At 64.9% G+C, this 12,688-nt stretch carries 9 protein-coding genes; 4 read left to right on the forward strand and 5 right to left on the reverse strand.

Going from position 1 to position 12,688, the window contains the following annotated elements:
* Window positions 1-83: 83 nt before the first annotated feature.
* Together H6718_31450 and H6718_31455 are read right to left on the reverse strand one after the other, a co-directional pair.
* The gene (locus H6718_31450) at window positions 84-2,276 is read right to left on the reverse strand and encodes a DUF4139 domain-containing protein (protein ID MCB9589972.1); all 2,193 of its coding nucleotides are present in this window, start codon (window positions 2,274-2,276) and stop codon (window positions 84-86) included.
* Between the two features lie 68 nt (window positions 2,277-2,344).
* Window positions 2,345-4,081 (reverse strand): IgGFc-binding protein, encoded by a 1,737-nt coding sequence (locus H6718_31455; GenBank protein ID MCB9589973.1) that lies wholly within the window; start codon window positions 4,079-4,081, stop codon window positions 2,345-2,347.
* 345 nt (window positions 4,082-4,426) lie between these two features.
* On the opposite strand from H6718_31455, the gene H6718_31460 reads away from it, so the two are divergent.
* Window positions 4,427-5,446 (forward strand): AgmX/PglI C-terminal domain-containing protein, encoded by a 1,020-nt coding sequence (locus H6718_31460; protein ID MCB9589974.1) that lies wholly within the window; start codon window positions 4,427-4,429, stop codon window positions 5,444-5,446.
* A 38-nt stretch (window positions 5,447-5,484) separates the two neighbouring features.
* On the opposite strand, the gene H6718_31465 is transcribed toward H6718_31460, so the two are convergent.
* Together H6718_31465 and H6718_31470 are read right to left on the reverse strand one after the other, a co-directional pair.
* Window positions 5,485-6,282 (reverse strand): hypothetical protein, encoded by a 798-nt coding sequence (locus H6718_31465; GenBank protein ID MCB9589975.1) that lies wholly within the window; start codon window positions 6,280-6,282, stop codon window positions 5,485-5,487.
* Between the two features lie 107 nt (window positions 6,283-6,389).
* Entirely contained in the window at window positions 6,390-7,088 is a 699-nt protein-coding gene (locus tag H6718_31470) for a hypothetical protein (GenBank protein ID MCB9589976.1), read from the reverse strand.
* A gap of 205 nt (window positions 7,089-7,293) precedes the next feature.
* Here H6718_31470 and H6718_31475 point away from each other — a divergent pair, with 205 nt between their 5' ends.
* Together H6718_31475 and H6718_31480 are read left to right on the forward strand one after the other, a co-directional pair.
* A complete protein-coding gene (locus H6718_31475; protein MCB9589977.1) occupies window positions 7,294-9,060 on the forward strand; it encodes a proline--tRNA ligase in 1,767 nt (588 codons plus the stop codon).
* A 110-nt stretch (window positions 9,061-9,170) separates the two neighbouring features.
* Window positions 9,171-10,328 carry an aminotransferase class I/II-fold pyridoxal phosphate-dependent enzyme gene (locus H6718_31480; protein MCB9589978.1) on the forward strand — a complete coding sequence of 386 codons (1,158 nt, stop codon included), beginning with the start codon at window positions 9,171-9,173 and terminating at the stop codon, window positions 10,326-10,328.
* Window positions 10,329-10,337: 9 nt separating this feature from the next.
* Here H6718_31480 and H6718_31485 read toward each other — a convergent pair whose 3' ends face one another.
* Window positions 10,338-12,053: a hypothetical protein gene (locus tag H6718_31485; GenBank protein MCB9589979.1), complete on the reverse strand. Its 1,716-nt coding sequence runs from the start codon at window positions 12,051-12,053 to the stop codon at window positions 10,338-10,340.
* A gap of 24 nt (window positions 12,054-12,077) precedes the next feature.
* On the opposite strand from H6718_31485, the gene H6718_31490 reads away from it, so the two are divergent.
* A complete protein-coding gene (locus H6718_31490; protein ID MCB9589980.1) occupies window positions 12,078-12,575 on the forward strand; it encodes a hypothetical protein in 498 nt (165 codons plus the stop codon).
* Window positions 12,576-12,688: the final 113 nt, after the last annotated feature.

Consider the following 12,688-nt stretch of genomic DNA (forward strand, 5'->3'; position numbering starts at 1 on the left):
AAGGCGAACGCCGCGAGTAGCCCCCGTGCTCCTCGCGGCGTTCTTCATTGTGGCGGCGGCCTTGAAGGAGGCCGCGCCCCAACTCACTTCACGGCGACGCGCTCATTCGCGGGCTTCAGCTTCAGCTCCGCGAGCTTGTCCTGGAGCTCTACGCGGCGGGTCATCTGCTCGCCTTCCACCGTCGCGACATCGAGCGTCGCCTTCTGCAGGCGGTCCGAGATTTCTTCCATCTTCTTCGCGAGGCCACGGCTCAAGGTCTGCGCCTGGGGGACCTTCTTCAGGGTGACCAGCTGGATGTGGATCTCGTCGATGCGGTTCCGATACTCAGCCATCTGGCGGTGTAGCGTGTCGACCTTGTCTTGCGCGTCGGACATCGCGCGGTGCAGCGCGAGCACCTCTTGCAGGCCCTTCCGCAAATCGGGATCGAGCGTCTTCGAGGTCTTGAGGTAGAGCGAGATGGCTTTGGCGCCGCTCGGCGTGGCCATGTCGAGACTTGCGGTGATTGGCGTCGCCTCCTCGATCTCCACGTCAACGCTGCCCCCAGCAGGGATGGTCACTGGGAACAGGTAGGCGCCGTTCAGCTTCTGTTGCTTGGAGCCCTTCGCGGCGACCAGCTCATAGCCAGGCTTGGTCGCGTGACGAATGAACACGTGGACCGGCTCTTGCCCCTTGTTGGCTAGTTCCAGCTTGGTCCGCCGAATGCGCTGACTCTGCGCCGTCACGATGCCGCGTTGAATGGTGACGAGCTGGTCGATTTCCTCGCGGGCGTCTTCCTTCGTCTCGACCACGACTTGACGGTCGAGGGCGTACGGGATGAAGGCTTCGCTCTTCGGCGGAATAGCCTCCGAGAGTCCTTCCCCGAGGAACTGACCCTTGGCGTAGACCGTGAACGGTCCTTGATCGAGGGTGTACTGGGTGGGGTTCTTGATGCGCACCGCCTTGAACGCGAACTGCTGAGATCCGCGCGCGCTCACCGGATCGTAGTAGTAGACCGGCTCCACCTCGGTCTTGGCCTTGACCAAGCTGATCATCGCGGAATGGTCGCGCTCGATGCTCATCGGCGTCTTGGCCATGAAGTAAGCCGATCCGGTGGGCTCCTCCGCTGTGCCCTTGCTGTGTTTCGGTTGCTCCGGGGCGACAGGTTGGTCCACCGCGATGACGCGCACGCCTTCGGTGTTGGTCTTGCCCGTAGCGACGACTTCGATGTTGTCCGCGTCAACGCCGTTGGCGATCAACAGGTCACGCGCCTTGTTCGCGCGGTCGAGGGACGCGCGCGCGCCATCGTCGTCACCCGGCTTGGCGTAGCCTTCCACGCGGATACGGCCATGTTGCTGTGCGCGCGCGGCGATGTTGCCGGCGGCGTTGGCGGCTTTACGCCTGTAGTCTTTGCCCTTCTTGCCCTCACCCGCGCCTGCGTAGTCCCCGCGGGGTTTCGCAGGCGACTTGGTGGCAGGCCGAGGCTCTGCTGAAGGTCTGCTGCGTCCGCTCGCCGGTACACCGCCATAGCCTGACTGCTCCAGCACCTTGGCGGTGTCTGCGGCTTCAGCCATCGCGACCTTGTCGTCCTCGTTGCGCTCGAGCTCCTCATCGGAGATCCCGCCGAGTACTTGCACTTCCTTCTTCGCCACGGTGTAGGAGGAGCCACCGGTGGGCGGTGCGAGCGCGAGCGCTGCGTTGTCCGACAGCGTTTCGCGCTCGATAAGGCGCACGCTGGCGAGATCGTAGCGGAAGCTCAACGCAGACGAGCTGCCCACTCCGACGTGGACGCGCTTCCAGTCTTCGCCGCTCACGTTGTCCACTACAGCCCAGGCCTCGAGCTGACCGGAGCCGGTCTTGTCCAATTCCACGCGATAACTCGGCTTCCAAGCCGGGCTTTCGGTCACATAGCTGATGGCTAGGTCATGGGGCCCCTTGCCAGGTAGCTGGATGGTGAGTTCCGTGTCATCACCGCTCTCATCGACCGTCGGGTAAGCGACTGGGAGGCTCTCTCCGGTTTTCGCGTTGACGATGGTCAGGCTCTTGAGGAAGTCGTCGATCTTCCCGGAAGGCACGGTCAATGTGAGCTTGTCGCCGCGTACCAGCGCCCGTCGCTCGAAGTAGGCGACGCCGTTGCGATAGATGACGACCTTGCCCAGAGCCGCGTCAGTTCGAATTGGCTCGCTGACTGGCAGGTTCTTGGTGCAACCCGTGGTGGCGGCGCTGAGACCCAACGCGGCAAATAACGCGAGGCCCCCCATACGGCCTGCGATGGTGTTCTTCAGTGTGCGTCGAAACATGCAAAAGCCTCCCGAGCGGCTCTAACGCCGCCCGTGGAGGCTCCTTACGCTTCGACTCGAAAAAAGGTCTAACGCGGCACGATCTCGACCTTCTCGAGGTTCAAACCGCCCGGGTACATATAGCTCGTGTACGACGCATAGCCGTACACCACGATGCCGAAGTTCTTGTCGCCCTTCATCGCATGGGCTCCGCCGGGCACCTGAACACGCGCTACGTTGAAGCCAGAATTGCCGATCGCCGTGAACTGACCTTGATCGACCGGATTGCCGTCGATGGTGATGTTCGCACCGGGCGGCGCGACGATGTTGACGAAGTTGTACGTGTAGGTCGTTGGAGCCAGGAAGGTGTACTCGAGGCGGTACTGCTCCACCGGAATCGCGATGGATAGAGCTGGATCACCCGCACCGACGCTCTGTCCGGAGAAGTTCTCTCCGACCATGTACTGACTCACCATGATGCGATCGTCAGACTGGATGCGGAAGTCGGAAGTGATGGGCCCTATCTCGATCCACTCTCCAGCGTTCAACGTGACGCTGCCATTCACGGCCGGATCGAAATCAATGTTGTTGCCGTCAGCGGCCGACATCACGCGCACGAACATGTTGTCCGGCTGTCCTGGATTGCTCTGGATGCCTGCCACGGACTGAGGAGCAGTTACGACCAGGTCCTGCCCGAGAGTTTCCGTCGGGAACATGCTCTCTTCCAGATGGTCGCAAGCGAAGCGACTGTAAGGCACGAACGTGCAGTCGTGCCCACCAATGACGCTGACCGGCTTGGTGGATGTGATTCGACTACCCGTGAGGTCATACTCCTTGGGGGAAGGACACAACGTCGCCTCCTGCCCAAGCGAGACCAGCTCGGTGCCACAAGGCTTGTTCGGCTGAGGCGTTGCTTGGGCGGGCATGGTCCCGCTCGAGAGGATGAGCACGTCTCCTCGATTCATCGAGTAGGAGCCCTGTTGCCCCGGGGATAGTGCGCTGACGCCCGAACCGGAGCGTACGTACGCTGCTGTGTTCACCGTTACCTGCGTACCGTCTTCGGTAGCTGTTACCGCAAGGAAACCAGGCGCGTCGTTCCAGCTCGATGGGCCGAAACCCGTCGGTCCGATGCCGACGTGATGGGTGGGGTAGGACATCACGTAGTAGTCGGACCCCAACGCCGTCGTCGGGATCAGGATCGAGGCGTCATTCGTGAAGGAGTTGCACGGCGCCGGGCAGTTCGCGTCGCCCGGACGTTCGAACTCCAACGGATTGAACTGATAAAGCGTGATCGGGACGGAACTCGTTACGTGGAACGCTCCGGCTTGGACCAGCGCCGAGGTGAAGTTCGGGAAGGTCTGTTTCAGGGCCGTGACCCAAGGCAAGCGAATCGTATCCAGACCGCCGGGGGCGATGGTGGTGGACGCCAGCATCTGTCCCTGGAACTCGACCGTCACCACGGCGTCCGACTTCGTCGGGTTGGCAGCAACCACGGCGAACTCGAAGCCTTCATCCAGACCGGCGTTGTTGGTCACCGTTGGCCAGTACTCGCAGCCCAAGTAGCTCTTCTGAGCTTGGGCCTGGGCGCAAGTCTCCGGAATGCCACCGGCGTTCCCGCCGCCGCTGCCACCGCCGCCGTCAATTTGACCGCCCGAGCCACCAAAAGCACCGAAGCCGCCCTCGGCCCCGGAGCCTCCGCTGTTGCCGCTTCCGCTGTTGCCGCCGTTGCTCACACCCGAGCCACCACCCGAGCTCGCCGAGCAACCACCTGCAAACAACCCACCGGCAGCCGCCAAGAAAGCGACTCGAGAAACCCACTTTGTCATGCCCACCATCCGCATGGCCGACCCTCCACTAAGCGTTCGCCATCAGCGAACTGAAAACTCCAGCCGCGCCGGCTCTCCAGCGCTCACCGAACAAGACCCATCCAGGTTTTGGCAGCCTTGTGACGCCGCGTCAAAGCCAGCGTGCGGATCCGAACACTTTCTGGCGCCGGGCGGCCAGGATCGCGGAAAAATTCGTTGAAACCTGAAGTTTCTGAGCGGTTTTTCCGGTCGGAGTCCGGACTAGCGCCCGCAGCGCGGAGTGGACCCTCGGCGGAACCCGCACGGAAACAATTCTTGGTGGCCAGCCCCTTGAGGCCCAGTGCGCGGAGAGCTAAGTGCCGCCGCATGGCCCGGCGCTTCCCTGCAGTCTTGTTGACTTGGCTGCTCGTCGCTTGTGGCTCAGCGAGCCCAGAGCCTACGGCGCCCGCAGAGCCAACCGCGGCACCTCCCCCCCAAAAACCGCAGCGTCCAGCGGGGCCTCTGCGGGTGCGCCTCGAAGCGAAGCGCGTGTTCCTCGGCAGCGAGGAGCACCTGCTGCGCACCCCCTTCGACTTCCCGCAGCAACCGACACCTCGGTCGCCTGAGGCGTTTCAACTGGTGTTGGGTGAGGACGCGACGGGTGCGTCGCTGAACGCTTTGCTCGAGGCAAGCTCCGAAGCGGGCTGGCCTATCGCGGAGCTAGCGAATCAAGGGCCGGCCATCCGCTTGCGCTTGGCGAGCACGAGTTCAGTACCCGCGAGCACGGAGCTCACCACGATCTTGCTCTGGCCACAGCTGCTCCACGCCGGGCGGCTCAGCTTGCCGGAAGGCAACGATCCGATAGACGGCGTGTCTAGCACAACGTTTCCCTACGGCATCAATGTCCGCGGTACTTCGCAATGCAGCGGAGGCAGCTGCGACCAGGTGCGGCTACAAGTCAGCCCAGTGACGCCGCTCAGCGAAGTACGCGACGTCCTGAACCAAGTGGCGCTCGCGAACGCTGGTCCAGTGGAGGCGCTGCTGATCGGCGGAGAAATGCGACCGCCTGGAGCGACCCTGGTTGGCGTCGGGCACACCACGGTGGCTGGTCGCCTACCGCCTGCCGAGATCCAGCGAGTCGTACGCGCCGCCTACGGCGATTTTCGCAAGTGCTACGAAGACGGCTTGAGACGGGACGCATCACTCACGGGCAAGGTCACCGTGCGCTTCGTGATCGGTCGCGATGGCAAAGCATCCCACGCGTCCGTCGATCCCCAAGCGACGAACATCCCGGACACGGAGGTCGTGGACTGCATACTCCGTCACTACGACGCGCTACAGTTCCCGAAGCCTGAGGGCGGCATCGTCACGGTCGTGTACCCCATATTCTTCTCGCCAGGAGAATAGAAGGCACTTCCTTTTTTGGGGGTGAGGTCCGCCGTCGGTCAGCAAGAACCGCCAGGCGGTCCACCGAAGTCTTGCGGATCGACACAACCGAGCCCCAGGAACTGGTCGTAGTAGCCGCAAGTATGATCCGCGCGGCAACATCCCTGGATGTTCTGCCCGTAGATGTTCGTGCCCGGGCAGTCGTTGGTGGGTGAGCCAGCTTGATTGCTCTCCACGCAGCCCAAGCCCCCGAAGAGCGTGCTCAAGTCGAGCCCACATTTGCCACTGTCCGCGCAGCAGCCACGCACATAGCCACCCTGGGCGTTCGGGCACTGCGCGGCGTCGCAGCTGCTGGTAGTGCCACCCTGGGCGCCGGAACCTCCGGCACCGCTGCCGCCTTGAGCACCGCTGCCGCCCTGAGCACCGCTGCCGCCCTGAGCACCGCTGCCGCCTTGGGCGCCGCTGCCGCCTTGGGCACCGCTGCCGCCCTGAGCGCCGCTGCCGCCTTGGGCACCGCTGCCGCCCTGAGCACCGCTGCCGCCTTGGGCGCCGCTGCCGCCTTGGGCGCCGCTGCCGCCCTGGCCGCCACTGCCGCCCGCGGTCGCGCACTGATCCAGACACGGCCCCGGCTCGCCGCCGAGGCACAGGCAGCCTTCGTAGCAGACCAGGCCGTCACAGCTGCTGCCGCCGCTCCCAGCGTTGCCACTGCTCGCGCCGGACCCTTCCCCGTTCAGCCCAGCGTCATCGGCGCTCCCGCACGCGGCGACCCCGAAGCCAAACACAACCGCCAGGGCCCCCACTAGTCGCAGCGTTCCAGTCCGTGGTGAGTTCCCTACGCGCGCGCCAAGTCCAATCATAGTCTGCCTCAAGCCTCAGGATGACCGGTCGACCTGCCGTTTCGCAAGCATCACAGCGGTTTTTTCCCAGGTTTGCGGGTGCGGCGGAAGATTCTCAGACCTCAGCCTCAACAGGGACCACCCGGAGGGTCGCCGAGGTCCTCTGGCCGCACGCACCCGAGGCCGAGCCCGCCTTCCATATAACCGCAGGTATGATCCGCACGGCAACATCCGGAGAAGAGGTTGCCCTGGAAGTAGGTATTGGGGCAGTTGCCGTTGATGTTCCCAGGCTGGTTCGACTCGACGCAGGAGAGCGATGGATCTACGCCGCTCAGGTCCAAGCCGCACTTGCCGGACTCCGCACAGCACCCCACGAAAGTGAAACGGTTCGGGCATTGCGATGGCACGCACGCAGCCGTGGACCCGCCTTGGGCGCCTGACCCACCTTGGGCTGACCCGCCCTGAGCACCCGAGCCGCCTTGTGCTCCTTGTGCTCCGGCGCCGCCCTGTGCACCCGAGCCGCCTTGTGCTCCGGCGCCGCCCTGTGCACTCGAGCCACCTTGTGCTCCGGCGCCGCCCTGTGCACTCGAGCCACCTTGTGCTCCGGCGCCGTCACTGCCGCCTTGAGCGGCCCGACAGCTCTCGATACACGGACCAGGCGTGCCGCCCTCACAGACGCAGGCGTCGTAGCACTCGAGGTTGGCGCACGAGCTACCGTTTAGCCCCTCGTCGTCAGCACTACCGCATGCAGCCGCCATCCAGACCACTGCAGCGACAAGTCCCAGGCGCCCGCTTGTGCGTGAACTCCGTACGTGTGCAGCAGCCATCGCTTTAGAATGCCCGGACGACCCGTCGGGCCGCAAGCCCGCCCGCAGCAGCCTCCCCGAGAGCTCAAAGAACCCCAGAACGCGCCATTCTCCCTCGAGAGAGGCCCCGGAGCAGGGTCCATTTCTTCGCCTTCGGCCGGTGACTACAGCAGGTCGACGCGGCCGGCTTCGCCGACCGGCCCGGCCGTGCTAAACGCGCGGTCCCATGCGGTATTCACGCGCTCTACTGCCCACGGTCAAGGAGGCTCCCGCCGACGCGACCACCACGAGTCACATCTTGCTGCTCCGCGCTGGCTACGTCCGGCGAGTGGGCGCGGGGATCTACTCGTTCCTCCCGCTGGGCGTGCGGGTGCTCCGCAAGATCGAAGCGATTGTCCGCGAGGAAATGAACAAGGCGGGCGCCGAAGAGGTCCTGCTGCCCGCGCTGCTTCCCGCTGAGTACTTCCAAGAGACCAATCGCTGGACGCTGTTCGGCGACACCTTGATGCGCCTCAAGGATCGCAAAGGCGGGGACTACCACCTCGGGCCCACTCACGAAGAGATCATCACCGACCTCGCGCGTCGGGAGATCCACAGCTACCGCGACGTTCCGAAGAACCTCTACCAAATCCAGACCAAGTTCCGCGACGAGCCACGTCCTCGCGCGGGGCTCCTGCGCTGCCGTGAGTTCTTGATGAAGGATGCATACTCCTTCGACGTCAGCGAAGACGCGGCGAAGCAGAGCTACGAGGCGATGCGCATCGCCTACCGCAACATCTTCGACCGCTGCGGCTTCGAGTACCGCATGGTCGGTGCGGACTCGGGAGCCATGGGAGGCTCGACCAGCGCTGAGTTCCAGGTGCTCGTTCACAGCGGTGAGGACATCATCGCGGCCTGTTCCAGCTGCGAGTACGCGGCAAACGCCGAGGTCGCTGGCTCGACACCTGCTGCGCCGCGAGGGCCAGAAGCCTCGAGCGTGCCCGCGCTGGAGAAAGTGATCACGCCCAAGCAGAAGACCATCGAAGAGGTCTCCAAGTTCCTCAAGCGTGAGCCGGCCGACTTCCTGAAGAGCCTGCTCTACGTCGCGGACAACGAGGTGGTGATGGCGGTGGTGCGGGGCAACCACGAGCTGAACGAGATCAAGCTCGCGCGCGTGCTCGGCGTAGACGAGGTGTTCCTGGCGAGCCCTGAAGACATCCGCAAGGCGACTGGCGCTGAGGTGGGCTTCGCGGGCCCCGTCGGCTTCAAGGGCAAGCTCATCATCGATCGGGACGCAGCCAGCGTGAGCGACGCCGTGACCGGCGCCAATGAGACAGACCACCACTTGCTGCACGTGCAGTACGGCCGCGACTTCGAGGGTCAGGTCGCGGACATCCGCATGGTTGCCGAGGGCGACCCCTGCCCCAACTGCGGCGAGCAGCTCAAGCTGTATCGCGGCATCGAGGCGGGCCACATCTTCATCCTGGGCACCCACTACTCGGCGCAGATGGGCGCGACGTACCTGGACGAGAAGCAGGAGAAAAAGCCGCTGGTCATGGGTTGCTACGGCATCGGCGTCTCCCGCTTGGTGGCCGCGGCGATCGAGCAGCACAACGACAAGGACGGCATTCGCTGGCCGATGAGCATCGCGCCCTACCAGGTGCACATCGTGCAACTCGGTATGGAACCCGAGGTCGCGGCAGCGGTGGGCGAGCTCGAGGCGCAGCTCGAGAGCGCCGGCCTCGAGGTACTGGTAGACGACCGCGAGGGACGCCCAGGCGGCAAGTTCAAGGACGCCGACCTGATCGGCATCCCGCTGCGCGTGACGATTGGCGCCCGCTCGCTGCAGAACGGCGGCGTCGAACTTAAGCTCCGCACGGAAACGGATCCGAAGAAGGCCGAGCTGGTTCCCACCGCCGACGCCGCCAAAAAGATCGTGGGCATGGTCAAGGAGTTGCTCGCGAACCCTCGGCAGGGGATCACGGGAGCTCAGCCTCCCAAGGAAGCGCAGTGAGCAACGGGGGCAAAGACGCAAACCCCGACAGCCGGCTGGTACAGTCGCCGGATAGCGGCAGTCGGGACACCCTCCCGGGGCACTCCCGAGGCGTCGGTTCGACGCAGGCTGTGCATGCCGGTGTTCCAAGCGCTCGCCCCCATCACACCCTCGCGCCGAGCATCGCGCAGACCGCGACCTACAAGTTTCAGAGCACCGCAGACCTCGTGCAGTACATGCGGGGTGAGGACGCGGACGCTGGGCGCGAAGAGTACGGCCGCTACGGGAACCCGACGGTACATGAGCTGGAGCAGCGCATGGCCGCGCTCGAGGGCACCGCTGATTGCGTAGCGTTCAGTAGCGGGATGGCCGCGGTGACCACGATGCTGCTGAGCCTGACCAAGGCGGGCGACCACGTGGTGCTGTTTCGTGATTGCTACCGCCGCACCCGGCAGTTCGTGACCCAGATGCTCTCACGCTTTGGTGTCGAGCACACCTTGGTCGAGCCGGGAGATCTGGAGGCACTCGACCGCGCCATCACGAAGCAAACGCGCGTGGTGGTGAGCGAGTCCCCCACCAATCCGTACAATTTCTGCGTGGATTTTGGCGAGATGGCGGCCATCTGCAAGCGCCATGGCAGGGTGCGCACCGTCGTGGACGCGACCTTCGCGACCCCATACAACTGCCGGCCCGCAGAGTTCGGCGTCGATCTCGTGCTCCACAGCGCCACTAAGTACCTGGGCGGTCACAACGACGTGATGGGCGGCGTCGTATCTGGACCGGGGCACCTGATTTCCCTGCTGCGAGAGACCCGCGGTGTGCTCGGTGGCATCCTGGATCCCCACGCGGCATTCCTGATCTTGCGCGGCCTGAGAAGCTTGGGCATCCGCATGCAGCGCCAAAATCAGACGGCGCTCGCCGTCGCTCAGGCTCTTGAAGCGCACCCCAAGATTGAGCGCGTGTTCTACACGGGGCTCGAGAGTCACCCGTCCCACGCCATCGCCCGGCGCCAGCTGAAGGGCGGCGGCGGCATCGTGAGCTTCGTCGTCAAAGGCGGGCAAGACGCCGCGAGTCGCCTGATCGACGCCTGTCAGCTCGCGACCATCGCTTCGTCACTCGGTGGGGTCGAGACGCTGATCGAGCAGCCGCGCTACATGAGCTTCTTCGAACTCGATGAAGCTGGCCTTGCTCAAGTTGGCATCGATCCAGCGCTGGTGCGGCTAGCGGTGGGTGTGGAAGAGACCGACGACGTGGTCAGCGACCTGCTCCAGGCGCTAGACCAGGTCTGAACTCTTCAGCTACGGTTCAGCGTCGCTTCCTCGCGGTACCACCTGGTGCCCCGCTTCGACCCACATCAGCGGTCCGCTGACCAGCTCCGCGTCTCCCCCTTCCGGAGACACGGGCACCAGCGCTCGGCCGTCGTCACTCAGCGCTAGCACGCGCGGCTGGGTGCCAAGCACTCGCCCTTCCTCAAGATCGATCCATTGCGGCGAGACCCAGGAGTAACGCCCATGGTGCAGCTCTTCGGCGACTTCGTCCACGGACGCGTGAAGGTCGGTCCATGGCTCCTTCGCCTCGGCGTCGTAGAGCCAGAGCGCGTTGCGCCGCCGCACCAGCGCATGGGCCTCGAACGTGTGCACCACGATGTCACCCACCTTGAGCGGGAGCACGCGCCCGTCCTGCATGTCGAGGAGCCGAGTCTCGCTCCCAGGGTAAAAATCGAGAAGCCGTGGGCCGGTCACGGTGTCGCCCCAGGTGTCACTGCGGATTGGCGCCAGGTCGAAGCCGAGGGGTGTGCGCTGCAGTTGCCCCGAACCGAGGAGGCGCACGAGCTCCACCGCGTGGCGGTAGTTGTGCGTCTTCTTGATGTCTTCGGCGCTCGGCTCGCAGGCCACCACCAGGCTATTCCGCGCGGCATCGGCATACAGTACGTGCGCTTCACAGCCATCGAGTTCGACCGCATCCGTGTGGGGTCGCCCGAGACGATAGCCGCGGGTGTAGAGCCGTGCGCCAGCTTGGCGAAACACCAGGCGGCTCCCCAGGGGCGTCACCAAACCATCGCGCCGCTCGAGCTTTGGGCTGCGTCCTGGGCCGAGTTTTCCGAGGTAGAGGCTCCGCGTGTAGAGTTTGTCTCCCCGTCCCGGATAGACGCTGTACGTCGCTCGGGGAGGAACACAGCGCTTGCTCACCCCCTGCCCTTGCTCGGGCAACGGCCAATCGAAGCGCCCGTTACCGTTGGTGTCATCGATCAGCACCTGGAGCAGCAGCCAGTTGCCGGTCGGATCGAGCCGCAGACGATACACGCTGCCTCGACCGGGATCGAAAACGCGCTCTTGCCCGCTCTCCAGGTCGCGTACCACGAGCTCTTCTTTGCGCTGACCAGGCAGCATGCCCGACTGGTGCTGCCCGAGCCGCAGGTAGGCAAGTTTCCCCGCGGCATCAAACGAGAGCACGCGATGGGGCAAATCGCGGCTCACGTCGTCGCGAACATCGGCGCCGAGCGCGGACAAATCGACAGACTTTGCGCTGTAGTCATCGAACAGCTCGAGCTTGCCGTCGCGCCGAAAGAGCAACCAACGCCCACTGGGGTCCGCGTCGATGAACTCCTCGAGGGGGAGGCCCTCACCGGCGCCGCGCACCAAGTAGCTCGCCAACGCGTCGCCATTGATTTCGCCGCGCGGCCCGACGCGAAAGCCGACCTCGCCATCTCCGTCGCTGTCCGTTCGAGCCTGACACAGCGCGACCCAGCGATGATTGCCACTCGCACGTTGCAGCAACAGCGGCCCCGCCGCCCCGATGCTGCCCTCAGGGAGGGGCTCTGGCGCTGGGGGTTCAAGCGGCGCTTCCACGCTGGGCGCCGCGCTCGGCGTTGGCGGCGCACTGGGAGCTGGCGCAGGCAGCGGCTCTTGGGGAGTGACCGCTGAGCCGCCACAGCCAACGCAAACCAAGCCGGCAAGCAGCCACCACGCGGCGCGCGCAGGTAGCGCCCAGAGCACGGCGTCGCTGACTCCCATCGCTGTCCTGCTATCATCTGCGCCATGCTTCGTCGATCCTTGCGTCTCGCGTTGGCTCTCCTCGTTCCTGCACTCGCGCTCTCGAGCGGCTCTGGTTGCGGGAGCAAGGACTCCGTGGCGCTCAGCGCTTGGATCAGCGACGCGCAACTGGGTGTGCAGTCGGGCACGCTGGGCGACCGGCTCTCGGGTTCCTTCGTGCTGAACCTCGAGCTTGGTCCAGAGGCGTCCGGGAGCACGACCGTGACGCTCGAGGACTTCGCGCTGGCCCCTGCTGGCGGCACGGAAGATTTGGTCCCCGCCTTCGCCCCCGAACCTTCGGAGAGCTTCCCGCTCACCCTCAGCGCTGGGGATAAAAAGCAGATCACCATGACCATCCCCGATGGCGACACCTTGAGCGATACCCAAACGGGTGCGCTTTGCGCGGGTGACATCGAGATCCGCGCGTCGGTGCGGGATAGCTTGGGCGACGACGCCATCACCTCGGTGCGCAGCGCTGCGCTGAGCGTCGCTGGCTGCCCGTGACAGCCCCAACGACGCCGCGCGTTGCTTCCAATCCAGCGGGTGCTGAACACCTGATCTGAACATGGCCGCCTTGGGGTGCTTCACGGCTTTTTGAGCGCTGCACATCGCGCTAT

This window comes from Polyangiaceae bacterium, from assembly GCA_020633205.1.
GTDB lineage: Bacteria > Myxococcota_A > Polyangia > Polyangiales > Polyangiaceae > JAHBVY01.